Raw genomic sequence first — 21,515 nt, forward strand, 5'->3', positions numbered from 1 at the left:
GCAGACTTCGCGCTTACTGTGCGGTTTGCAGCAAGAGCTGCGCCTTGGCGAGAAGTTCGCCCATGTCGAACGGTTTGATCAAAGCTTCGATGGCACGCGCGGGATCATGAAAGTCGAGCCGATGCAAATCCGAATAGCCTGTCATCAGGATGATCTGTAATGCAGGAAAGTGCTTGCGCGCCTGCGAACATAATGCATAGCCATCCAATTGCGGCAGATCGATGTCCGATAACAGCAGATCCCAGTGTGATTCTTTGCACAGTAGCGAGAGAGCTTCCTGTCCGGAATCTGCTTCCGATACGTCGCAGCCAAGCTGGCGCAACCGGGTGGCGACCGCGTGACGAATCGTTTCGTTGTCTTCCGCCACCATGATGCGAAAACCCTTGAGATCGGGCGCCGCCTTCTTGTGATCGGAAGCAGCGGGCGTGGCGATATCGGTGTCATCGCAGGGGAGATACAACACGACCGAAGTGCCGGCGCCGGGGGCGCTGCGGATGTCGATGGCGCCGCCGTGGCGTGTCACGAATTCATGCACCATCGACAAGCCGAGGCCGGTGCCATGGCCTTCTGGCTTGGTGGTGAAAAAAGGCTCGAGGGCGCGCTGCCGGGTTTCTTCGCTCATGCCAGGGCCGTTGTCGGAAACGACAAGTTCGATATACGTCTCGTGCGAAGGATCCAGTGCTATCAGGGCATCCGTAGAGGCGGTATTGCAAACCCTGGCGGATAGGCTGATGTGGCCGTGACCGGAGATGGCATCGCGAGCATTGATGGCCAGATTGACCAGCGCACTTTCCAACTGCGCGCCATCGCAGGCGAGCGTTGGCAGCTTATCGGGAAATGAAACCGCCAGCTCGATACCGTCGCCCAGGGTCCGCTCAAGGAGCTCACGCATCGATTGCAGTACGACGGGGACGCTCGTGCAATGGCTGAGCGTGGCGTGGCGGTGCGCCAGGCACAGAAGCCGCTGGGTCAAGCGGCCGGCGCGCAAGGCGGCGTCCAGGGAAATTGTTACATGACGCTTGGCTTGATCATGATGCTGCTGGTCCAGGCACACCAGGGCGAGTTCCAATGAACTGATGATGCCTTGCAGCGCATTGTTGAAGTCGTGTGCAATGCCTCCGGTGAGTTGGCCGACCGCCTCGATTTTTTGTGCGTGGACGATCTGTGCGCGCGCTTCGCGTAGGCGTCGCTCGGCGAGTTGCTGTTCGGTGCGGTCGCGGATGATCAGGGCAAAGCCGAGCAGGCAGCCATCGGCTTCGTGTACCGCTTCCATGACGATATGGGCCGGGTAGGCTTCACCGTTCCGGCGAATGAGCTCGCAGTCGATCCAGGCGCGACCTTCCTGCTCGGTTTTTTTCAAGATGATGGATGGCAGGTCGTTGGATAATCCTTCACCGCGGAAAAATATGCAGATGGATTTTCCGATGACATTTCTTGCGGAAAATCCTGTAACGCGTTGAGCGCCGGCATTCCAATCAAGAATGTTTCCGTAAGCATCAAGCATGCACAACGCATAATCGGTCGCGGCTTGCGTAAACAGGCGGAATCGCCGCTCGCTTTCACGCAGGCGTTCCTGGGCGAACCGGCTTGGCATGATGTCGCGTACCGTCATGACGAAGCCCGGCAAATAACCGTGTTTTCCGCTTAATACATAAATGGCTATTTCGACGCGAAGACGTTGACCGTTTCGTTGTTCAAGCCAGGTCTCCCACCGCAGTTTTTGTCCTGAACCGTCCGCTTGCAGTGCCGTATTCAGGGACTGGGTGCCATGAAGGCCGCCATAGAGGCTTGCATAATGCCTGCCCAGAAAATTCTTTGGCTTGGAAGTATCGAACAACTCTTTTCCTGCATGCCACGAAATAACGTAGCCGTCCTTGTCGAGGATGAAAATCGCGCAGTCATTGGGTGATGAGCGACAAGGGTCGACGCGATGCAGAGCAGGTGGCATGGAATAACCCGAGGCAAGAGACGTTCGAAATGAGGCAGTGTCAGGCCTATTTTTGACATGCTGCCACCGCCAGATAAGGGCCAGGTGGAATCATGTTTACGAAATTTGCCGTTGCCGCCCGTTCAAGATGATCGCCTCAGCGTCGTTTAGAAGTGAACATTACGACGGGTAAAATGTGTTTAACGCGCCTATTGCAGTCATGGCAAACATTGCCATGAATAGTTTTAAAGAAAGCATATTTTCACAGCTTATGGATGAGTTCGTTGATACTTCTTACGCGAAGCTTTGCTCTGATTGCCAGCACACTCATTCCTTCCAGTATGGATAACTATTCGTCGCGGGGCGCGACGCCGGACGCACGGCCGGGATATTTGACGGAGAAATGAAAATGCGAGCAAGCGACATTATGACCAGCCATCCGCGCTGCTGTTCGGCGCGTGATGCTTTGCAGGGCGTAGCCAGGATCATGTTGGAAGAAGAGGTGGGTGAGGTTCCCGTTGTCGATGAGCAGAATCAGTTGGTAGGCGTCATTACCGATCGGGACATCGTGGTGCGTTGCGTTGCCGCCGGCGATGCGCCGGAAGCCAGCGTTGTGGATGCCTATATGACGGCACCTGCCGTGTGTTTGCCGGAGGATGCCAGTGTGGAAGATGTCGCCAAGATGATGGCGAAGGAGGCGGTCCATCGGAGTCCCATTACCGACCGGGAAGGGCGGCTACGCGGCATCGTTGCCCAGGTGGACCTGGAGCAATCGGACGCGCGTTCGCAAAAAAAAAAGGTGTCCCAGAGCGTGTCGATCCCCCACTGACGAACGAGCCTGCCCGATGAGCGAATCGATTGATCCGGCCGATGCGCGGCCTGTTCTGCCGCGCATGGTTCACCCGCAACCGGCGCCGCCTCCTGATCCGGTAAAGCCGCCGAGTCCCGCGCCGCCGGTGCCTCATCCCGAACCACTGGTTCCGCAGCCGGGGCGGCCGCCGTTGGTCGATCCGAACCCGAATCCTCCACCCATTGACGATCCCACTCCGCCGCCGAGCTGGCGACCGCTGGCTTGGATGCTGTGACGGCGTGACAACCCAGTGGCGGGGTACATGATTGCTGCAGCCGCTTCTTATTCGGCGTCGGCTTCTCGGTACCGCAGGAGTTTGTTGTAAATCGTCTTGACGCTGATGCCGAGTATTTTCGCCGCACGGGTTTTGTCATGGCCGCAATGATGGAGCGTCTGCTCAATGGCCTGGCGTTCGATCTCTTCCAGCGTGTGTGGCCGCCAGGTCCGATCTGGCCGTAGATGGCCACGCGGGTCCATTCTTCGCGTGGCGTGCCGTGATGCGTGTTCGAGCCACGCGTTCAGGTGCGTGCCGTCGAGCGGCTTCACCATATAGCCGTCGACGCGCAACCGGATCGCCGTACTGGATGTGGCCTTATCCGAATACTCCGTCACTACGATGATGCTTCCATGGTACGAGGCATCGATGTGTCCGATGACGTCCCACCCGCTTCCATCGGGCAGGGATAGATCGACCAGTATCAGGTCCAGCGACCGTTGCCGCGTGATCACCATGGACGCTTCCCGCACGGTAGAGGCCGTAACGACGGAGAAGCCCTTGCTCGTTGCATGGAGACTCGTAGCCTGCAGGAATGCGCGATCATCATCGACCAGCAACAGGGATGGCGTGTCGCGCATGAGAACCTCGGCTACCGCAGTGCGCTAGATAACTAGCTTGCCTGAGGGTGGGTAGATAAGCCGTGGATGCTTGCTTCGTACCGTAGACGGACGCATCACATCGGAGGCAAGGGCGAGGGCGACATGGGTGGGTCTAGTTCTTCGGCGAGCTTCAGATGCAGGTCGAGCGTGGGCAACTCGGCTTGGGCGAACTGACGTATGTCACGGTTGGCACTGTGCGATGCCGTCGTGAAGAGATCGATAGCCTTGCGATGATCTTGCACGATGGCGTCGTCGTAGGCGTGATCGAAGGCGCCGCCCTGCAATGCGCGTAATTGCTGTGCTTGCTTACGCACCTCATACCCTGGCTCCACAGGAACCGTCATACCGTAGCGCCAGGCGAGGCTGACCAATTTGCGATGAATGCGTGTCTGATCGTCGACGATGCGTTTGGCCATGTATTGGATGGGCGCTGCCGTGGAGGTCTTCAGCGCGACCTCGCTCAAGGCGACTTCGGTAGCGGTGACCGAAGCAGCCTGGCGTAGAAAACGGCGGTCTTCTTTGGTCATTTGGCCAATGACGTGCGAAGGATGGTTGATCCGTTCTTTCAGTTGGTAGAACACCACCAGCGTGGCAAACGCAAGAATGCCGATCAGTAACGTAGTTTGCGTCAGGTCCATACTTCTTCTGGTGTTTCGGATATCTCGTCGCGTTGAGCGCCGCGGCGGCCGAGCTCAGCCATGTGCTTGCGGTTGCTGCTGATCCTGCTGCCGCCTTTCTGTCCGGCTTTGCGTGCTTCTTCAGGTGTGAAGCGATGCGCGCGGCCTCTGGCGTGCGCGGTGCGCCCTCCCAGGCTAGCCACCTCACGGCGGCGTTGCTCATCCATGGCCGCGAAGCCGCGAAGCGAAACATCTTTGTCGTGTTCAGACATAGGGCACTCGTAGGATGTGGAACAACGATGACGTCGTCAGTCTTCCTAGTGCAACCTACTTGCGGCGTGAATGCGCGGCCAAGGGGGAGTGAAGGATTTAGCTTCCGTGCATCACGTTAAATGCGCCCCATATAACGCGGGCCGCCGACGAAAATACCGAATCTTCCGGTGGTCCTCTGCCGGGTCGAACGAACCGGCGGCTGTTGGGCATGATGGCGCCGCATGAGGCCAAGCGCGATATCTTCGTAATAGTGCTGGAGGAGTGCGCGTTGCTCGGCATGTCTGGCACACGCCTGTTCTACCGGCGCGACGAAACGATCCAGTTCCACATCTTTTATCAATGCCAGCAAGAGCCCCCAGTCGACGTCATTGCGTTGTTCCAGGGTCAGCAGGGCTTGCATGCATGGAAGAACGCATGTTTGTGGGTCCGCAGCTTGTGCCTGGGCGGCGTTAGCGATGGCGAGGAACGCTTCGATGCCGCCTTCGTCCCGATCGTTTGCCGTGCGTCCGCTTACTACGTCCATGGCCTGCGCGAGCAGATGAATGTGATCGGTCAGCGAATGACGAAACGATTCGAAGGGCGTCACATTCATGGCCCGAATGACAGGGTCCTTGTTGCTTCGGTATTTTTCGACAAAGTGTTCGTATAGGTCGGTCGTAGCGCGTTCATACGCAAGGCGCAAGGACAGCCATTGGTAAAGGGACAGGCTGTTCTCCTGCGAAAGGGGCGTGTCCGTCTGCTTTGACGAGGTTTGATCGGTCATGTCGTTCGTCCTTCTTTGTTTGTAATGGGTAGGTGTGTGATAGGGAGTTGAAAGGTAGCTGTTTGATTTTGATTATTGGCGGGTGGTTATTTGCTGGGTAATTTACCCTTGTCGTTGAGTTGATCATGTTTATTCAAACTTAAAAAAATTGCGGATCGATACAACCAGGCAAGTGCTTTCATGCCTGTATTTTTAGCTATTTTTTCTGTACGAATGACATGGGTGCGACTGATGCAAAGGTGTGTTCACGGCTGTATCAAATCGGCTTGACTCGCCAGCGCCTAGAGTGAAACCCGTTCGCTCGAAGGCGGACATTTTTCCCACACGGGAGTTATTCCATGGCTAACGAAAAGAGCAACCGCGGATTCGCCTCGGTGGATGAATCCAAGCAGCGCAAGATTGCCAGCAAGGGCGGAAAAGCCGGCGGTGGCGATCATGCTACGCATGAGCAGCATGTGGCAGCCGGCAAACAAAGCAGTGGCGGCACCCACGATCAGCATGTACGCGCTGGCCAGCAAAGCCACAAAAACACTTGATGCGTACGAGCGGCATCAGCCCCCATTTCAGGATCGAGATTCGCGCCGGCGCATGAGTGGAAGAAGTGTTGGTGTGTCGGAAGCTGTCATTTACATTCTTGCAAACATCGCCCTTCCCTACCTGCAGTAGGGAAGGGCAAGGGGATAAAACCTGCAACGGTGCATGACGATAATTCGGCGGCAAGCCTCCCTGCGAATCGGTCGCGTGAGACAGCCGCTCCACGACGCTTGCTTCACCTGAAACGACGGATAGTCGCCTCTATACGAGAGGGAGGGAGACGACGCATGAAACGCCTGTCTGAGCATCGTCTGCGGCAGCTTGAACGATTATGCGGTCAGCTGTTGGCTCAGAATCATCGCCTGATCGAACGCAATGCCGAACTGTTGATCGAGATGCATAGGCTCAAGCATCGCGACGGCCCCGCCTCGGCGTCCGGCGATGGCATCTCTGAGCGGACAACGCCTGCGCGGCGACTTTATCGGGTCCGATGAGCAAGCCTTTTGGGGTGCGTTATAACGTGAAGAGGACATCCATGCTCCAGCTTGATCCGCCATTACCGATGAACACACCCAAGGGAGAGGGCATGGCGCACGTACTGATCGATTATGGGCCGGAGTCGGATTTGTATTGGACGGTTTTCATCACCGAGACCGGTGAGATCTGGACCTTCTCTAACCGGGAGGTGCGCGCCGTCAAGAACATTACCCTTGGCCGAATCCAACCCGAGACTCCCGGGGACAGCGAGCTTGCGCAGTCACTACTATCGGCCAATGGGCGGATGAGTGTCGCGGGCAGCAGCGGATAGATCTGTCGCCGTGGTGGCAGTGGGCCTAGGGTCCCAACAGCCCGCTGAGGCATTCAAAAAGTTCGTGCAAATGCACGGGTTTTTGCAGCCGCTGCAGATGCTCATAATGGCTGGGAATGGCATCGCCGCCATAACCTGTAGTCAGGACGATCGGGATGTTGTCGGCGATCAGCCGGTCCGCAAGCGGATAGACGCGCTCCCCATTTAAATTGACGTCGAGGATGGCGACGTCCACCTTGAGCCTTTGGTCCAAAGCCTCCATGGCGCTGGCGACGTTTGGAAAAGGTCCTACTACGCGCATGTTCTCCATTTCGAAAGCGGAGCAGAGCGCATCGGCGATCAGGTATTCGTCCTCGACCATGAGCACGGATTTTCCTTGAAGCACGTTGGGAGTCATCGGCATCGCTCCCGTTCCGGGTTATGGGAGAGGGGCAGCCATGGGGACTTTTGACTGAATTTTTGCATCGTGGCGTTATCGCGCATGTTGTGGATATCTGCGAAGGGAAAACGGTCAGGCCAAGACAGGGACCGAAATGGAACAGCGCACACCGTCCGGAGTCAGGTCGTAGTGCGTCTTGGCCTTCATCTGGTAAGGCAGTGCGCGTTCGATAAGTTCCCGTCCATATCCATCCTTGGAAAGACTTCCGCTTGCATCGGGAATGTCGACACCGGTTTCATCCCAGTGCACATGGAGAAGTGGAGGCTGCCCCTCGTTGCGTTCTATCTGCCACCGCACCGTGAGATGTGCGGAAGGGCACGAGAGCGCGCCATGTTTCACCGCGTTGACGGCCAGCTCATGAATGGCCAGCGCGAAGGTCTGCAAGGTGGTGGATCGCAGTCGCACGCCGTCGGGTCCGTCCAGCGTGATCTGTCGCGCGGCAATGGCATGCGCGGCAAGTTCACTGCGCAAGAGGCCGTCGAAGGTAACTTTTTCTCCTTCTACCAGCCGCGACAGATAGGTCTGGACCCGGCTGATGGCGTCCAATCGACCGGAGAATACTTCGGTGAATGGCTCCATCGTCGTGTGCTTGGCCCGGGTGCGTTCGAACACCACCTGGATCACGCTGAGCAAGTTGCGCGTGCGATGCTGCAACTCGGTATTCAGAACCTGCAGTTGCCCGGTAAGCGCCTCGCGTAACGCGTCGCCGGCGTGCGCCCATTCCGAGTGAGAGGTGTCGAGCAACTTGCGTGCAAGATCCTGACGCTGCGCCATCAGCAGAATCATATCGGTTTCATAGCCGAGATCCGGGTGTGTTTCCGTCCAGTAATGCACGGTACGGACATAGGCGAGGAAGGAGGCGATGCGTTCGTATTCGGCGTGGCCCACGGCGTGCCGTACAGCGTTACACGCCTGCGACGATCGACCAGGCACCACGAACATGACAGTGAGTGCATCGAACAGATCTTCTTCCGCGCGTGTGCGTGGAAGGGGAATGCCGGCGGGCTGGCGGTACGCCTCGAGACGGGCAAACACAGCTTCGAGTGCTGCCGCGTTGGGAACGGGGCGGGCAAGCAAGGCCATGGCCTGCTCGATGGATTCCGGTGCGGTGGTGCGGTCGCCTGCGGGATAGCCCTTGCCGATCAGGAAGCCCACATGGCGGACGACGCAGTAGCGCACTTCGCAGAACCGGGAAAGATGTACGAACAGGCGTTCCTTGAACAAAGACGGCAGTGGATTATCAAGGTAGGCCGCCTTGGCGTATTGCCAAAGTTGCTCCGCGACATCCGGTGCTTCTTTGTTCATGCTGAAGAAATGGCACATGACGCCGAGCCGTTCTTCCGCCTCGGCGAGAACATGCTTCTTGCGCTCGCTGCTGTCGTGACCGGGCGAAGAAGCGAGGCGTCGTTCCCGCCATCCGACGAGAGACAGCCATCCTTTCATTTCTGTTGCGCCTGATTCCGCGGTATGGCGTAGCACCGGTGTTTCAAGCAACGTGCGGGCTGTCTTTTGCAATACGGCTGCAATAGTGTGCCGGCGACTTGGCATAAGCTCAGGACGATGCATGGGCTTCGGTGCCGATAGTGATATCGCCGGCGTTGTGTTGCGCGAAGATGTCCCTGGCCGCGTTGCGTTCATTGGCATTGTCGACATGCACGGACACGAGTATTTCGCCCTGGCGCAACTTGCCGTCGAAGCGCTTGGCTTCAAACTCCGGTACGCCCATGCCTACGAGTGCGCCGATGATGCCGCCTGCTGTGGTGCCTACCGCAGCGCCACTGAGCGCCGCCATGATGGGGCCCGCCGCAATAAACGGCCCAATCCCCGGCACGGCAAGCGCACCAGCGCCGGCCAGCCACCCGAGCGCGGCGCCGATGCCGAGTCCGGCAACGCCACCGGCAGTGGCGCCTTCGGGGGCCTTGGTGTTGTGCTCATAGGCGAAGTCGCGTGTGCCGTGCCGATCCGGCATTAATGCGGAAATGTTTTGGGTGTCGAAGCCGGCACGACGCAGATCGGTGACGATGGCTTCGGTCTGTTCAAGGGTTCGGGTAGTGCAGTAGATGGAAGCGCTCATTTTTCTTCTAATTTTTTCGTTGTAAAAAAACTGCGCCAGACGCAGCTCTCACCTTAGATGATGCCAAGCAGCCAAAGCACGATGATGATCACCACGATCACGCCGATGCCGCCAAAAGGGTAGTAGCCCCACGTTCGGCTATAAGGCCATGTCGGCAGGGCGCCGAACAGGATGATCAAGAGAATGATGACGAGCAGGAGTGACATGGGCTTCCTGAATCGGGCCGGCAGACGCGCGGCACTCACGATGCCGCGACTATCGCACCGCCTATCTCAACGCGGTGCACACGCATCGTGTGGAGCCGCTTCACATCCCTGTCGTGGAAGGGATGGTTGGGGATCGGTTCATTCCCTGCGGACTTTTTTGCTCGAGGCAGACAGGCGAACGTCAGCTTCCGTTGGCATTCCGCTTATCGCGCACCATCGATAATCCGTGCGTGAGTTCCGCGCCAAGCAGCACGACGAATGATGCGTAGTACACCCACGTCAGCATCACGACCACGGCGCCGGCTGGGCCATAGGCGCCACCGACGCGCGCATGCCCGATATAAAACTCGATGGCAAATTTGCCTAGGATGAACAGCACGGTCGTCAACGGCGGCCATTGCCGTGTCCAGTTGCCGTTGCCAGTGTGCGCCGAGCAGGGTCAGCAGCCACAATGTCAGAAGAATCAGCGGTGCCATGGACAGGGCGGAGTAGTAAGCGATGGCCGCCGCGTGCGTGAACAGTTCATCTTCGTTGAAGCCGGTGGCGGCATGACGAAATGTGGCGCGTAGCGAATAGTGCATCGTTTTCTCGCGGCGTCGTGGCGATCTTGGCAGGCTCTGCGTGTGACGCCTGTGGGATGCGGTATATCAGCGTGTTTTACCGGCTTTTCATGGGGCGTGCCCGGTAGAGCGCCAGTGAGCGTGCGCGCAGGCTGATATGCCCGTCCTCGGCGGGCGGCATATCCAGCGACGTGCTGATCAGCAGGCGCCATTCCATCTTGCCGGGCATCGGTGGCAATACGAAGGCGACATCTTCGAAGTAGCCGTTAACCATCAGCAGCAAGGTATTGTCTACCCCGGGACGCTTGATCCCGGTGGGCTTGGCGCGCCCATCCAGCAACATGGCCAGGCACCGCGCATGCGGATCGCGCCATTGTTCCTCAGTGAATGCGTGGCCGTCGGGACTGAGCCAGGTAACGTCCCGGACGCCTGATTCTTCATCGAGCAGCCCGCGCAGGAAACGGCTTCGCCGCAGCAGTGGATAGTCGCGACGCAGACGGGTAAGTCGACGTACGAAATCAGTGAGGTCGCGCTGCTCTGTCGCCGCCAGCCAGTCGAGCCAGGTGACGTTGTTGTCCTGGCAATAAGCGTTGTTGTTGCCGCCTTGCGTGCGCGCGAATTCATCGCCGGCCAGCAACATCGGCGTGCCTTGGGAAAACAGCAGCGTGGCAAGCATATTACGCATTTGCCGGTTGCGCAGCGCCAGGATTTCCGGGTCGTCGGTATGACCTTCCTCGCCGTGGTTCCAGCTGAGATTGTTGTCGGTACCGTCGCGGTTGTTCTCGCGATTGGCCTCGTTGTGTTTGCTGTTGTAGCTGACCAGGTCATGTAGCGTGAAGCCGTCATGGGCGGTAACGAAATTGATGGAAGCATTCGGCCGTCGCCCGCGTTGATCGAACAGATCCGCGGAGCCGGTCAGGCGGGTGGCAAAGTCAGGCAGCCATCCTTCATCGCCGCGCCAGAAGGCGCGAGTGGTATCGCGGAAGCGATCATTCCATTCCGCCCAGCCTGGCGAAAATTTTCCCGCCTGATAGCCGCCGGGGCCGATATCCCAGGGCTCGGCGATCAACTTCACGCGGCCGAGCACCGGATCTTGCCGGCACGCATCGAGAAAGCCGCCGCCCTGGTCGAAGCCGTGCGATTCGCGTCCGAGAATCGTGGCGAGATCAAAACGGAAGCCATCCACGCGCATTTCCGTGGCCCAGTAACGCAGCGAATCCATCACCACTTGCAGCACGCGCGAATGACTCAGGTCCAAGGTGTTGCCGGTGCCGGTGTCATTGATATACATGCGGCGATCATCAGCCAGCCGGTAATAAGTGGCGTTGTCGATGCCGCGCAGGGACAGGGTCGGGCCGAGATGATTGCCTTCGGCGGTGTGGTTGTAGACCACGTCCAGGATCACTTCCAGGCCGGCATCGTGCAGATGCGAAACCATTTCCTTGAACTCGGCGATGGTTGGCGTTGCCATGTAGCGCGGATGCGGCGCAAAAAAGCCGATCGTGTTGTAGCCCCAGTAATTGCGCAGGCCCACGCTGAGCAGTTGCTTGTCGTCGATGAAAGCATGAATCGGCATCAGTTCGACCGAGGTGACGCCAAGCGAGCGGATGTAATCGACGACCGGCTGTTGCGCCAGTCCGGCAAAAGTGCCGCGTAGGGTTTCGGGTACGTGCGGGTGCAGCATGGTGTAGCCGCGCACATGGGTCTCGTAGATGATAGTGCGGTCCCATGGCACGCCGGGCCAGTAGTGGTTGCCCCAGGTGAAGGCCGGGTCGATCACGCGCGACTTGGGCATGTAGGAGGCGCTGTCGCGCTCATCAAAACTGAGATCGCCATCCGGATGGCCGATGGTGTAACCGAACAAGGCATCGTGCCAGATCAACTCGCCGATGATCTGTTTGGCGTAAGGGTCCAGCAGCAGCTTATTCGGATTGAAACGATGTCCCGCTTCGGGTTCATAGGGACCGTGTACACGGTATCCGTACAGTTGTCCCGGGCGGACGTCGGGCAGATAGCCGTGCCATATTTCGTCGGTGTATTCCGGCAATGGGATGCGCTCGGTCTCGCGACCACCTTCGTCGAAAAGGCATAGTTCCACCATGGTGGCGTTCGCCGAGAAAAGAGCGAAGTTCACGCCGAGGCCATCCCAGGTTGCGCCAAGCGGAAAAGGTAATCCTTCGCGAAGGCTGGCGCTGTGGGAAGTCGTCTCCGTTCCTCGGCGTATTTGCACAGGCCTGGTCATGACGTTCATCTCTTTGCTGCCTTATGGGGTCGGAGGGGAAGCTTGTCGTACGGCGTTTCTGTTTCCTGATTAGCGTGGACACTTCGGCGGGAAGGAAGCAGTTTCAAGCCATTCGAACTTCGGCTGAGGAGTGGCGTGAGTCGGGCTCATGGTGACGCTTGCCTTCGGAGGGAGCGGAGCCGGTGTCTCGTTGCACGCCCTTCCTCGCTTATTTTTGCTCCTTGCTCGTCCGCTGCTCCTCTTTCTGTCGTGCCGCATGTCGTTCTTCGGCAAGCACCAGTTTTTCCGCCATATGCCAATGGCGCAATGCCTGGCCGGAAGGGCGCCCCTCCGATTCCCAGATGCTGTGAGCGATTTCGCTGATGCGAGCGTGCCGCTCGGCGGAGGAACGTTTGCTGTTCATGGATTGGATTCGGAAATCAGCACGGCCACCGGCCATTCGGCGAAAAGCATGCGGGCGGCCAGGCCGGACGGCTCACCCTGAAGCGTTTGATGAGTAAATAAATCAGTGAAAGTGCAGATACCGTCATGGGTAGGGCAGGCTACAGTCGTATCGCCCCAGAACGAGGGCTCAATCATGGGAAGGTCGGTTTCGCCAATGCCGCCCGCGCAAAGGCGAGGCACGGCGACCAGGAGATGGTGGCCGTTGTGGTGGCGCAGGAACGCCAGCACATGCTCGCTTCGCGCGCCGGTAACACCGAGTGGCTCATAAGCAGCACGCAGGAACAAACCGGGCCAGCGTTTTCTCGCGCGCAACAGGCGGTGAATCACTTGTTGCTTGATGATGCCGCTACGGTAATCGGCCAATAATTGCGGCGAGAGCGGGTGGCCAGCCAAGCTTGCTTTGCGCACGGCATAGTCGACGGGGCGCCGGTTATCCGGATCGACCAGCGACTGGTCCCAATATTCGGTACCTTGATAAAGATCGGGTACACCTGGCACGGTGAGGCGCAAGCTCACTGCCGCGAGGCTGTTTATTGCACCTGGCGCGTCCAGGCTGCGTGCGGCAGCATGGATGTCACGGCGCAACGCTGCCTGATCGGACGATAGCAGGATGTCGCGTACCACCTTTTTGCAAGCTTCTTCGTAGCTGGGATCGGGTGTGGTCCAGCGCGTATGCAGTTTTGCTTCGCGCTCGGCTTTCAGGAACCAGCCTTCGATACGTTCGGCGAAAGTGCGCAGGGCATGTTCGTCATCGAGACGCATGCCGAGCGGCCATGCCGCCAGCACGGTTTGCAGCAGCATCCATAACGCGCCGCGGGCGGGTTGCGCGTAGTTTTCCAGCTGGGCGAGCCATGTGCTTGCTTTGTCGATGAACCAGGCCGCGCGCTCGCTCAGCACGGCCAGTCGCGCACGAACGTCTTCGCCGCGCTTGTGATCGTGGGTAGCGGTGGCGAGCAGCGAGCGCGGCCACTGCTCGGCGCGACGCTGCATGAGCGCATGGAAGCGCGCGGGTGTGAGGGCGAAGATACGTGGATCGCTGCCTACTTCGTTGCGCGACAGCAGCACGCCATAGCGGTAGAAACCTGTGTCCTCGACGGCCTTGGCATTCAAGGTGGTGGATAGTTGCTCGAACAGGCGTCGGGCGCTCTGCAAATGCTTTCGCTGCGAGAGCGTGTTGAGCCAGCGTGTTTTAGTTTCAAGCAGGTAGCTGCGCAGATAGGCGAGGTGCGGTTGGCGGTCGGGATCACCGTACTGCACCGCCTTTGCAAAAGCCTGCTCCAGTGTGCGGCGGTCTTCGCCGCTGACCGTGCCGGTGCCGAGGTAGGTTCGATAAACCGGCATGTGTTCCAGCACGTCAGCCAGGGCGTGACGAAGTGCCAGCGGCGTGAAGTCGCCACATTCCGGCGTGTCCATGACAAACCGGTGGAAGGCACGTGCGCAGCGCGCCAGGTCAGCGGCCAGGCTGGAATCCAGCATGCCGCGGCGTGCCGCGCGTTCCTCGTCGTCAAAGCGGCCGGAGCGACCGCTCAGCACCTTCCACGCGTCGGCAAGTGGCGCGTAGCCGTTGGGGTCATGCTGCAAGGCGCCTACCTGATGCATGAAATCGTAGCCGGTGGTGCCGTCCACTCCCCAGTCTTCGCGCAGCGTTTCATCGTGTGCCAGGATTTTTTCCACGTGCAAGGTGATCCGCCGGCTCATATGGCGTGGATCGATTCGCGCTGCACGATCGCTGCGCAGCCGTAATTTGCGCAGGTATTCGCGCGGCTGCGTCAGGCCATCGATGTGGTCGATGCGCAGCCCTTCGATGACGCCTTCACGGATCAGGCGCAAAGGCAGTGCATGCACGGCATCGAAAACGTCATTGCGCTCCATCGCCAGCGCCACCAATGAATCGATGTCGAAAAAACGCCGGTAATTGACCACCTGGCTCGCACTGCGCCACCAGGCCAAGCGGTAATGCTGCAAATCGAGGAGACGGCGCATCAGCGCTTTGTCAGCATGGAACCGGGCGATGGCTTGATCGATACGCGTGCGGTTTTCCTCATCCTGCATGGTGAGGCGTATCGCGTCATAGGTTTCCACGGCCGATTTGAAGCGCGGCAGCACCAGGCCGGCTATGTCGAACAACAGGCGCAGGCTTTGTTCGGATATCGGCAGCGTGGTGCCTGCTGCATTCAGGGCGAGGGTGGTGCCGCCGACATGACGCGCGACGAGCAATTCATCACGCGCCAGGACGTGTTCGAGCGGCCCTTCGAGGATGGGCAACCACAATCGGCCTTCTGTATCCGGCGCGTTCCAGTCAATGTCGAAGTAGTGTGCGTAGCGGCTCGTGCGTCCTTGCGCGAGGACATCGTTCCACCATGGATTGGCCACATCGGCGGCCATGTGGTTCGGCACCACGTCCAGGATCGCGCCCATGCCATGCGTATTCAGTGTCTCGGCGAGTTCGGCCAAGGCGGATTCGCCGCCGAGTTCCGGGTTGACGATCAGCGGATTGATGACGTCGTAACCATGCAGGGAACCCGGGCGCGCCATGGCGATGGGTGACAGATAGATATGGCTGATGCCGAGCGCGGCGAAATAGGGAATATGCTCGGCGGCTGCACGGAAATCGAAGCCGCGATGCAACTGCAGTCGAACCGTGGCGCGCAGTTCAGTCATGCCTGCATCGTCCCCTTCAGCGACGTGTCGATGTCATGCAGTACAGGCGGGAGCATGTCGCTGGTGTCGCCGGGCAGGCGGTATCGCCAATTGGGATGTGTATCGATGGTGCCGGGCAGATTGGGTTGCTCCTTGCGGCCGAGCGCATCTTCCAAGGGAATCAACACAAGCGGCGATGGCGTTTGGGCGAGATATGTCCAATAGCGGCTGTTTGGCTGCGCTTCCCCTTCCCGCGGAAGGGGGGGCGGCATACTGGTGATGAGCTTGTCCATGCGGGTGACGTCGGCGTTGCGTGCCTGCTTATGCTGTTGAAGCGCGTCGCCATTCCAGCCATGTGCCTTGGCAAGCTGATCGATATCCGCGCCTTCCCGCCATGCTGCCAGTGGCGGCAGATCGTGGGTGGTGGTGGTGGCGACCGCATGCGTTCGCCATCGCCGCGGCGGCAGGAAATCACCCTTTTCGTCACGGGTGAAAAGCAGCACATCGATGCCGAGCACGCCACGTTCAGCGAGTTTGTCGCGCAAGCCGGCGGGCACCGTACCCAAGTCTTCGCCGATGACGATGCAGCGATGGCGCCAGGATTCCAATGCCGTGAGCCGCAGCAAATCATCCAGTGGAAGACGGATATAGCCGCCCGCCGTGGAGGCGCCTCCTTGCGGCAGCACCCATAGATGGTGGAAGCCGATGATGTGGTCGATGCGGATGCCGCCGGCCAAGGCCATATTGGCGCGCAGCAGCTCGATGAAGGGACGGAAGCCTGCGGCTTTCAATCCCCACGGCGAATAGGAAGTAATGCCCCAACGTTGGCCATCGGGATTGAACGCATCGGCTGGTGCGCCCAGTTCCAGTCCTTCCAGCACCTGGTCGCGGTGTGCCCATGCTTCGGCACCGCCGCTTTCGAAACCGACCGGCACATCGCAGATCAGTCCGATCCGTTGTCCCGCGGCGTGGGCGCCTTTACGCGCGCGGTCCCAGCAACGTGCGCTCAGCCACTGCAGGAACATTTCGAAGTCCAACGCATCAGCGTGCGTCTCGGCGAATACTTTCGCGCTCGAAGATTCCCTAGCGCGCCAATCGCCTTTCCATTGGCGCCATGAAGTGGGCTGCTCGTGTGCAGCGGCGTCCGCCTGGCGGGCGGCGATCATTGCGTAATCGTGCAGGCTGGCACCGCCTTCGCGGATGAAACGGCTGAAATCAGTGCGCCATACAGGGGTTGTGTGCACGAAGGATGCATACAGTGCACGGTAGATCATGCGGCGCATGGCATAGGCGGCAGGCCAATCGATCAGACTGGCGCGCTGCGCACGTTCCCACTCGGCAGCCACGCCGGCTTGCCTTATCGCATCATGCAAGGTCGGTATGCCCAGCAGCTCGGCCGGGTCGGCATGCATCCAGTTGAGAAAGCCGCGATGCGATGGTGAGTAGGGACTGTAATGCGCGCGAACCGGACTCACCGCATGCAGGGGACTCAGTGCAATGGCGTCGCCTCCCGCGTGTGCAACGGCACGGGCCAATTCGGCTACGGCACGACTGTCGCCCAGGCCGCCATCATGGGCATGGCGCAAAGCGTAGACCTGCGCGTTCAAGCCCCATGCGCGTTGTTTTTGTATCCCGAGCGCGTCGCCGACGCCAAAGCAACGTTTCGGCGCCACCGCCAGCGTAAAGCGATGAGAAGCCAGCGTCACCGTGTAGTAGCCGATTTCCGCCGGCGCACGGATCGTGCCGTTAGCCTCAACGGCGATTTTTCGTTCCTGCTCATGCTCGTCGCGCAGGATGGCGAACGACATGCCGCGCGGCACGACCGGTAGAACGATTGACTCGTTCGCGTCGCCAGTGATCAGTGCGGGCAGCGCCTGCGCCTGGGCGTCGATCCGTTGCCGGCTGGCATGACGGCTTGCCTGGTCGTGCGAAGGCAGACCCATCGCGTCGAGCAATCCGAGCAGCGTATTTTCGGCGAGACGCTGTTTCCGCCCCAACGCATCGGTCCACGCAACCGTGATGCCGGCAGCGTGCGCGAGTGATTCAGGCGAGGAGCCGCTCATCGGTCAACTCCCTGAATAATACGACGGCGGTATGAGCCTGCAGCACGCCGCGATCGAGTGCATCCCTCGCGCCCTGGGGTTCGATCCAGATCACATGGGTGGCGGAATCGCGCGGCAACGATATCTCGTGATCGGACAGGTTCAGTGCGATGCTCCAGTGATGTCCCTCACCCAGTCGCCAGCGCGCATAGACGGCCTTGTTGCCGAGTACTTCGCAACCTAGCGCGCAGCTCAATGCCAGATGAGGAACCAAGTGGCGTCGCCGCTCTTGAAGCAGCCCGGCGAACCAGCGTTTCCAGTCGAGCGCCTGTTCGCTGTCTTCGATACGCGGTATGGATGCCGCATAGGTGTCTAATGCATTCGGGTCGGGAATGAGCTTGCGGCGCGCCGGATCACTGAAACCCGAAAAATGTGCGAATTCCTCGCGCCTTCCGTCGCGTACCTTGGCCGCCAGTTCACCTTCGTAATCGGTGAAGTAATAAAAGGGCGTGCGGCATCCCCATTCTTCGCCCATGAAGAACAGGGGAATCATCGGGCTCAAGGCAACCAGCACCATGGCGGCGCGCAGATCGCTCTCGTTTGTCAGCGAAATCAGGCGTTCGCCGAGCGCACGGTTGCCGATCTGGTCATGGTTCTGCAAAAACAGCACGAACGAGGTGGGGCGAAGGTCCTGGCTGGGTTCGCCGCGCGAGATGCCGCGACGGTCGTGTTGACCCTGGAAAACGAGTCCTTCGGCCAGTGCTTTGCACACATTACCGGTGGGATCTTGCGCGAAATCGGCGTAGTAGCCTTCGTGTTCGCCCGTAAGGCACACGTGCAGTGCATTGTGTGCATCGTCATTCCATTGCGCATCGTAGTCGCCACGCAACAGGCTTGCGGCATTGTGCTCGTTTTCAAGCATCAGCCAGACGATGCGGCCGCGCGGCTGGCAGCTTTGACGAATGGCTGCACCCAGTTCTTCCAGGAATGTTTGCGGCTGGATGGCATGCACGGCGTCGAGGCGCAGCCCGTCAAAGCGATATTCATTGATCCACATCAGCGCATTGTCGATGAAATAGCGCGCCACCTGCGGTTTACGGAAATCGATGGCGGTACCCCAGGGCGTATGGATGTCCGTACGGAAAAACGCGGGCGCGTACTGCGGAATTTCGTTGCCGACCGGGCCGAAGTGGTTGTAGACCACATCCAGGATCACCGCCAGGCCGAGCCGGTGTGCTTCATCGATCATCGATTTGAGCGCATCGACGGTGCCATAGGACGCGTCGGGTGCGTAAGGCAATACTCCGTCGTAGCCCCAGTTACGGTCGCCGTGAAAGGACGCGACCGGCATCAGCTCGATGGCGGTGTAACCGCTGGCGGCCAATCGCGGTAACGCTTGGCAGAGAGCATCGAAACCACCTATTGCGCCGACATGTACTTCACAGATGACGGCAGTGTGCAGTGGTGCGCCGTTCCATGTGTTGCAGCGCCATGTGTAATCGCGCGGGTCCACCACCCTGCTTGCACCGAGCACGCCGCCGGGTTGCGAGCGCGAGGCAGGATCCGGTACTTGCCGATCGCCGATGCGGTAGACATAACGGGTATCCGGATCCACTTCCATGGCAAGAGTGTGGTTGCCTTCTTCGTCACGCCGCATCGGCAAGACGAGGTCGTCGATCACCAGTTCGACATGTTCGGCGGCCGGCGCCCATAGGCGGAAGCGGGTCGTGCCATCATCGAGCATTTGCGCTCCGTACGTGCAGTCATGGCAGGACGACGCGGAGAGTTTCATGAGTGTTCGATGGATGGGCATCGGGGAAATGCATCGCGAAGTTTATGCGCGCCCAGAGGCGTGCTCTTTCCTGCGCGCAGCAGGGAGAGGAGGCGTAAGGTCAAGCAACGTCGAGACAGGTTCGTGGTGCGCCGCAAGCACGGGTAACCTTGCCGTAGTTCTTCCCCGTCAAGCGGGGGCAGGGAACGCTCCTGCCAGGTAGTGTTGCGAACCGGACTAGCGATCCAGACCTTCACGCTTCGCTCCTCTCCGGCCGGAGGATCAGCGCGGCCAGCGGCGGCAGCAGCAGATTCAATGACCAGGGCTGCCCTCGGCATCCGAGCGCATCCGCGTGGACCTGGCCGCCATTGCCGAGATTGGAACCGCCGTAGTGCATGCTGTCAGTGTTGCAAAGCTCTCGCCAAAGGCCGCCTTCGGGAATGCCGATGCGGTAATTGCGGCGCACTTCTGGCGTGAAGTTGCACACCACCAGGAGTGGCGCCACGTTCTCGCCACCGTAGCGCACGTAGGCGTAGACCGAGCTATCGGTGTCGTCGCCGACTACCCATTGAAAGCCTTCCGGCTCATGGTCGCAGCGATGCAAGGCAGGTTCATGGATCAGCAGACGATTGAGATCGCTCACCAGCTGTTGCATGCCACGATGCATGGGGTTGTCTAGCAGGTACCAGTCCAGCGGACGGTCGTGATGCCACTCGCGATGTTGCGCAAACTCGCCGCCCATGAAGAGCAGTTTCTTGCCCGGATGCGTCCACATGAAACCGAAATACGCTCGCAGGTTGGCGAACTGCTGCCAGTGATCGCCGGGCATGCGCGAAATCAGTGAGCCTTTTCCATGCACGACTTCGTCATGCGACAGCGGCAGTACGAATTTTTCTGAATACGCATACACCATGCCGAAGGTCAGGTCATGGTGGTGATAGCGCCGATACAGCGGATTGCGATGCATGTAGCCGAGGCTGTCGTGCATCCAGCCCATGTTCCATTTGTAGCTGAAACCCAATCCGCCGTGAGGCACGCTGCGCGTTACCCCGGGCCACGCGGTGGATTCCTCCGCGATGACGAGTACGCCGCTCTGTTCGCGCGCGATGGTCTCGTTCAGTTCCTGCAGGAATGCGATGGCTTCAAGATTTTCGCGGCCACCATGTTTGTTCGGAATCCACTCGCCCTCGGGACGGCTGTAATCGCGGTAGAGCATGCTCGCAACGGCGTCCACGCGCAGCCCGTCGACGTGGTAATGGCGGACCCAATGCATTGCGCTGCCGAGCAGAAACGCGCGCACTTCGTAGCGGCCATAGTTGTAGATCAGCGTGTCCCAGTCTTGATGCACGCCTTCACGCGGGTCACTGTGTTCGTACAACTTGGTGCCGTCAAAGTCGCGCAGCCCGTGTTCGTCGGAAGGAAAGTGCGCGCTGACCCAGTCGATGATGACGCCGATGCCTGCGACATGGCACGAGTCGACGAAACGCGCGAAAGCCTCCGGGCTGCCCATGCGCGCGGTGGGAGCGTACATCGCAATAGGCTGATATCCCCAGGAGCCGCCGAAGGGATATTCGCTGACCGGCAACAATTCGATATGCGTGAAGCCCTGTGCTTGCACGTAGGGAATCAGTCGTGTCGCGAGCGCATCCCAATCGAGCGGCTTGCCGTGTTCATCCCATTGCCAGGAACCGGCATGAACTTCATAGATGGACAGCGGCGCGCGTTCGTAATCCATCGACGCGCGGTGTGCCATCCATGAGGCATCGTGCCATGTAATCGACAGCGGTGTTGCAACGACGGATGCGGTGGCGGGCGGTAATTCGGTTTGCCTGGCAAAGGGATCTGCCTTCAGCGGCAGAAGATGGCCATCGCGATCGAGCAGCTCGAACTTGTACAGGGCACCGCTGTTGACGCCGGGAATGAAGATTTCCCACAACCCTTCGCGATCGTGCCGACGCATCACGTGGCGGCGTCCGTCCCACTGATTGAAATCGCCGACCACGGCAACCCGCAGGGCGTTAGGCGCCCATACCGAAAAGTGCACGCCGGCGACGTCGCGGATATGCACGGCATGCGCACCCAGCAGATCGCCGGGATGGCTCAGCTCTCCGGCATGAAAGGCGCACAAAGTGCCTTCGGTAAGCAACGCTTCGAAGGCATAGGGATCGCAGATCACTTCCTTGCCGTGGGGCCAGTGAATGCGCAGGCGGTAATGGTCCGGCCTGGCGGGAAGGTTGGCGGCGAAAACACCTTCGGCCAGTTGGTGTGCGGGCAGCGCATCGCCGTCGGGAAGCAGCACGATCTCGAGGGCGAGGGCGCCGTGAGCCACGGCGGCCACATACCATTGATCGCCATGCCGATGCGGACCCAGCCAAGCGAAAGGTTCGCCGCAGCGGCCCTGGTCGAGCGCGTGCAGAACTTCTTCGGGCATAACGTCCATGCGGCGCGG

At 59.7% G+C, this 21,515-nt stretch carries 21 protein-coding genes; 5 read left to right on the forward strand and 16 right to left on the reverse strand.

The window, feature by feature from the left end:
• Positions 1-13 precede the first annotated feature (13 nt).
• Positions 14-1,948: a hybrid sensor histidine kinase/response regulator gene (locus tag AC4HNJ_RS13520; RefSeq protein WP_490480112.1), complete on the reverse strand. Its 1,935-nt coding sequence runs from the start codon at positions 1,946-1,948 to the stop codon at positions 14-16.
• A gap of 406 nt (positions 1,949-2,354) precedes the next feature.
• Between AC4HNJ_RS13520 and AC4HNJ_RS13525 the strand changes: the two genes are divergently transcribed.
• Together AC4HNJ_RS13525 and AC4HNJ_RS13530 are read left to right on the forward strand one after the other, a co-directional pair.
• Positions 2,355-2,756 (forward strand): CBS domain-containing protein, encoded by a 402-nt coding sequence (locus AC4HNJ_RS13525; protein ID WP_490480113.1) that lies wholly within the window; start codon positions 2,355-2,357, stop codon positions 2,754-2,756.
• 16 nt (positions 2,757-2,772) lie between these two features.
• Entirely contained in the window at positions 2,773-3,012 is a 240-nt protein-coding gene (locus tag AC4HNJ_RS13530) for a hypothetical protein (RefSeq protein WP_490480114.1), read from the forward strand.
• Between the two features lie 47 nt (positions 3,013-3,059).
• Here AC4HNJ_RS13530 and AC4HNJ_RS13535 read toward each other — a convergent pair whose 3' ends face one another.
• The 4 genes from AC4HNJ_RS13535 to AC4HNJ_RS13550 all read right to left on the reverse strand — a co-directional run bounded on the left by AC4HNJ_RS13535 (position 3,060) and on the right by AC4HNJ_RS13550 (position 5,306).
• Positions 3,060-3,632 (reverse strand): response regulator transcription factor, encoded by a 573-nt coding sequence (locus AC4HNJ_RS13535; protein ID WP_490480115.1) that lies wholly within the window; start codon positions 3,630-3,632, stop codon positions 3,060-3,062.
• A 95-nt stretch (positions 3,633-3,727) separates the two neighbouring features.
• A complete protein-coding gene (locus tag AC4HNJ_RS13540) occupies positions 3,728-4,291 on the reverse strand; it encodes a DUF4142 domain-containing protein (protein ID WP_490480116.1) in 564 nt (187 codons plus the stop codon).
• Positions 4,282-4,542 (reverse strand): KGG domain-containing protein, encoded by a 261-nt coding sequence (locus tag AC4HNJ_RS13545; protein ID WP_490480117.1) that lies wholly within the window; start codon positions 4,540-4,542, stop codon positions 4,282-4,284. Before AC4HNJ_RS13545 ends, AC4HNJ_RS13540 begins: the two co-directional genes overlap by 10 nt.
• A 116-nt stretch (positions 4,543-4,658) precedes the next feature.
• Positions 4,659-5,306, reverse strand: coding sequence for a hypothetical protein (locus AC4HNJ_RS13550; protein ID WP_490480118.1), 648 nt, complete (start codon positions 5,304-5,306; stop codon positions 4,659-4,661).
• Between the two features lie 338 nt (positions 5,307-5,644).
• Between AC4HNJ_RS13550 and AC4HNJ_RS13555 the strand changes: the two genes are divergently transcribed.
• The 3 genes from AC4HNJ_RS13555 to AC4HNJ_RS13565 all read left to right on the forward strand — a co-directional run bounded on the left by AC4HNJ_RS13555 (position 5,645) and on the right by AC4HNJ_RS13565 (position 6,648).
• On the forward strand, positions 5,645-5,842 hold the full coding sequence (locus AC4HNJ_RS13555) for a KGG domain-containing protein (RefSeq protein ID WP_490480119.1): 198 nt from the start codon (positions 5,645-5,647) through the stop codon (positions 5,840-5,842).
• Between the two features lie 285 nt (positions 5,843-6,127).
• Positions 6,128-6,334 carry a hypothetical protein gene (locus tag AC4HNJ_RS13560; RefSeq protein WP_490480120.1) on the forward strand — a complete coding sequence of 69 codons (207 nt, stop codon included), beginning with the start codon at positions 6,128-6,130 and terminating at the stop codon, positions 6,332-6,334.
• 26 nt (positions 6,335-6,360) lie between these two features.
• Positions 6,361-6,648, forward strand: coding sequence for a hypothetical protein (locus AC4HNJ_RS13565; RefSeq protein WP_490480121.1), 288 nt, complete (start codon positions 6,361-6,363; stop codon positions 6,646-6,648).
• A gap of 25 nt (positions 6,649-6,673) precedes the next feature.
• Here AC4HNJ_RS13565 and AC4HNJ_RS13570 read toward each other — a convergent pair whose 3' ends face one another.
• The 11 genes from AC4HNJ_RS13570 to glgB form a co-directional block, all read right to left on the reverse strand.
• Positions 6,674-7,045, reverse strand: coding sequence for a response regulator (locus AC4HNJ_RS13570; protein ID WP_490480122.1), 372 nt, complete (start codon positions 7,043-7,045; stop codon positions 6,674-6,676).
• Between the two features lie 114 nt (positions 7,046-7,159).
• A complete protein-coding gene (locus AC4HNJ_RS13575; RefSeq protein ID WP_490480123.1) occupies positions 7,160-8,530 on the reverse strand; it encodes a sensor histidine kinase in 1,371 nt (456 codons plus the stop codon).
• 109 nt (positions 8,531-8,639) lie between these two features.
• Positions 8,640-9,161 (reverse strand): hypothetical protein, encoded by a 522-nt coding sequence (locus tag AC4HNJ_RS13580; RefSeq protein ID WP_490480124.1) that lies wholly within the window; start codon positions 9,159-9,161, stop codon positions 8,640-8,642.
• Between the two features lie 53 nt (positions 9,162-9,214).
• A complete protein-coding gene (locus tag AC4HNJ_RS13585) occupies positions 9,215-9,367 on the reverse strand; it encodes a DUF3309 family protein (RefSeq protein WP_490480125.1) in 153 nt (50 codons plus the stop codon).
• 181 nt (positions 9,368-9,548) lie between these two features.
• The gene (locus AC4HNJ_RS13590; protein ID WP_490480126.1) at positions 9,549-9,746 is read right to left on the reverse strand and encodes a YhjD/YihY/BrkB family envelope integrity protein; all 198 of its coding nucleotides are present in this window, start codon (positions 9,744-9,746) and stop codon (positions 9,549-9,551) included.
• A gap of 278 nt (positions 9,747-10,024) precedes the next feature.
• The gene (glgX, locus tag AC4HNJ_RS13595) at positions 10,025-12,169 is read right to left on the reverse strand and encodes a glycogen debranching protein GlgX (protein WP_490480127.1); all 2,145 of its coding nucleotides are present in this window, start codon (positions 12,167-12,169) and stop codon (positions 10,025-10,027) included.
• A gap of 208 nt (positions 12,170-12,377) precedes the next feature.
• Positions 12,378-12,572, reverse strand: coding sequence for a DUF2934 domain-containing protein (locus AC4HNJ_RS13600; protein WP_490480128.1), 195 nt, complete (start codon positions 12,570-12,572; stop codon positions 12,378-12,380).
• Positions 12,569-15,274 (reverse strand): malto-oligosyltrehalose synthase, encoded by a 2,706-nt coding sequence (gene treY, locus AC4HNJ_RS13605; RefSeq protein WP_490480129.1) that lies wholly within the window; start codon positions 15,272-15,274, stop codon positions 12,569-12,571. The genes AC4HNJ_RS13600 and treY overlap by 4 nt, the downstream gene beginning before the upstream one ends.
• The gene (malQ, locus tag AC4HNJ_RS13610; protein WP_490480130.1) at positions 15,271-17,316 is read right to left on the reverse strand and encodes a 4-alpha-glucanotransferase; all 2,046 of its coding nucleotides are present in this window, start codon (positions 17,314-17,316) and stop codon (positions 15,271-15,273) included. Before malQ ends, treY begins: the two co-directional genes overlap by 4 nt.
• A complete protein-coding gene (gene treZ / locus AC4HNJ_RS13615; protein ID WP_490480131.1) occupies positions 17,297-19,087 on the reverse strand; it encodes a malto-oligosyltrehalose trehalohydrolase in 1,791 nt (596 codons plus the stop codon). The genes malQ and treZ overlap by 20 nt, the downstream gene beginning before the upstream one ends.
• Before the next feature lie 232 nt (positions 19,088-19,319).
• Positions 19,320-21,506 (reverse strand): 1,4-alpha-glucan branching protein GlgB, encoded by a 2,187-nt coding sequence (gene glgB, locus AC4HNJ_RS13620; RefSeq protein ID WP_490480274.1) that lies wholly within the window; start codon positions 21,504-21,506, stop codon positions 19,320-19,322.
• Between the last annotated feature and the right edge of the window lie 9 nt (positions 21,507-21,515).

This window comes from Dyella sp. SYSU CM1112 (assembly GCF_058216415.1).

What these genes read in the sequence shown, in the direction of transcription:
- AC4HNJ_RS13555 (WP_490480119.1), top strand. Translation starts at nt 5,645, where the DNA reads ATGGCTAACGAAAAGAGCAACCGCGGATTCGCCTCGGTGGATGAATCC.
- AC4HNJ_RS13525 (WP_490480113.1), top strand. Translation starts at nt 2,355, where the DNA reads ATGACCAGCCATCCGCGCTGCTGTTCGGCGCGTGATGCTTTGCAGGGC.
- glgB (WP_490480274.1), bottom strand. Translation starts at nt 21,506, where the DNA reads ATGGACGTTATGCCCGAAGAAGTTCTGCACGCGCTCGACCAGGGCCGC.
- treY (WP_490480129.1), bottom strand. Translation starts at nt 15,274, where the DNA reads ATGACTGAACTGCGCGCCACGGTTCGACTGCAGTTGCATCGCGGCTTC.
- AC4HNJ_RS13585 (WP_490480125.1), bottom strand. Translation starts at nt 9,367, where the DNA reads ATGTCACTCCTGCTCGTCATCATTCTCTTGATCATCCTGTTCGGCGCC.
- AC4HNJ_RS13580 (WP_490480124.1), bottom strand. Translation starts at nt 9,161, where the DNA reads ATGAGCGCTTCCATCTACTGCACTACCCGAACCCTTGAACAGACCGAA.
- AC4HNJ_RS13600 (WP_490480128.1), bottom strand. Translation starts at nt 12,572, where the DNA reads ATGAACAGCAAACGTTCCTCCGCCGAGCGGCACGCTCGCATCAGCGAA.
- treZ (WP_490480131.1), bottom strand. Translation starts at nt 19,087, where the DNA reads ATGAAACTCTCCGCGTCGTCCTGCCATGACTGCACGTACGGAGCGCAA.
- AC4HNJ_RS13560 (WP_490480120.1), top strand. Translation starts at nt 6,128, where the DNA reads ATGAAACGCCTGTCTGAGCATCGTCTGCGGCAGCTTGAACGATTATGC.
- malQ (WP_490480130.1), bottom strand. Translation starts at nt 17,316, where the DNA reads ATGAGCGGCTCCTCGCCTGAATCACTCGCGCACGCTGCCGGCATCACG.
- AC4HNJ_RS13530 (WP_490480114.1), top strand. Translation starts at nt 2,773, where the DNA reads ATGAGCGAATCGATTGATCCGGCCGATGCGCGGCCTGTTCTGCCGCGC.
- AC4HNJ_RS13545 (WP_490480117.1), bottom strand. Translation starts at nt 4,542, where the DNA reads ATGTCTGAACACGACAAAGATGTTTCGCTTCGCGGCTTCGCGGCCATG.
- AC4HNJ_RS13520 (WP_490480112.1), bottom strand. Translation starts at nt 1,948, where the DNA reads ATGCCACCTGCTCTGCATCGCGTCGACCCTTGTCGCTCATCACCCAAT.
- AC4HNJ_RS13535 (WP_490480115.1), bottom strand. Translation starts at nt 3,632, where the DNA reads ATGCGCGACACGCCATCCCTGTTGCTGGTCGATGATGATCGCGCATTC.
- AC4HNJ_RS13550 (WP_490480118.1), bottom strand. Translation starts at nt 5,306, where the DNA reads ATGACCGATCAAACCTCGTCAAAGCAGACGGACACGCCCCTTTCGCAG.
- glgX (WP_490480127.1), bottom strand. Translation starts at nt 12,169, where the DNA reads ATGACCAGGCCTGTGCAAATACGCCGAGGAACGGAGACGACTTCCCAC.
- AC4HNJ_RS13575 (WP_490480123.1), bottom strand. Translation starts at nt 8,530, where the DNA reads ATGAAAGGATGGCTGTCTCTCGTCGGATGGCGGGAACGACGCCTCGCT.
- AC4HNJ_RS13570 (WP_490480122.1), bottom strand. Translation starts at nt 7,045, where the DNA reads ATGACTCCCAACGTGCTTCAAGGAAAATCCGTGCTCATGGTCGAGGAC.
- AC4HNJ_RS13540 (WP_490480116.1), bottom strand. Translation starts at nt 4,291, where the DNA reads ATGGACCTGACGCAAACTACGTTACTGATCGGCATTCTTGCGTTTGCC.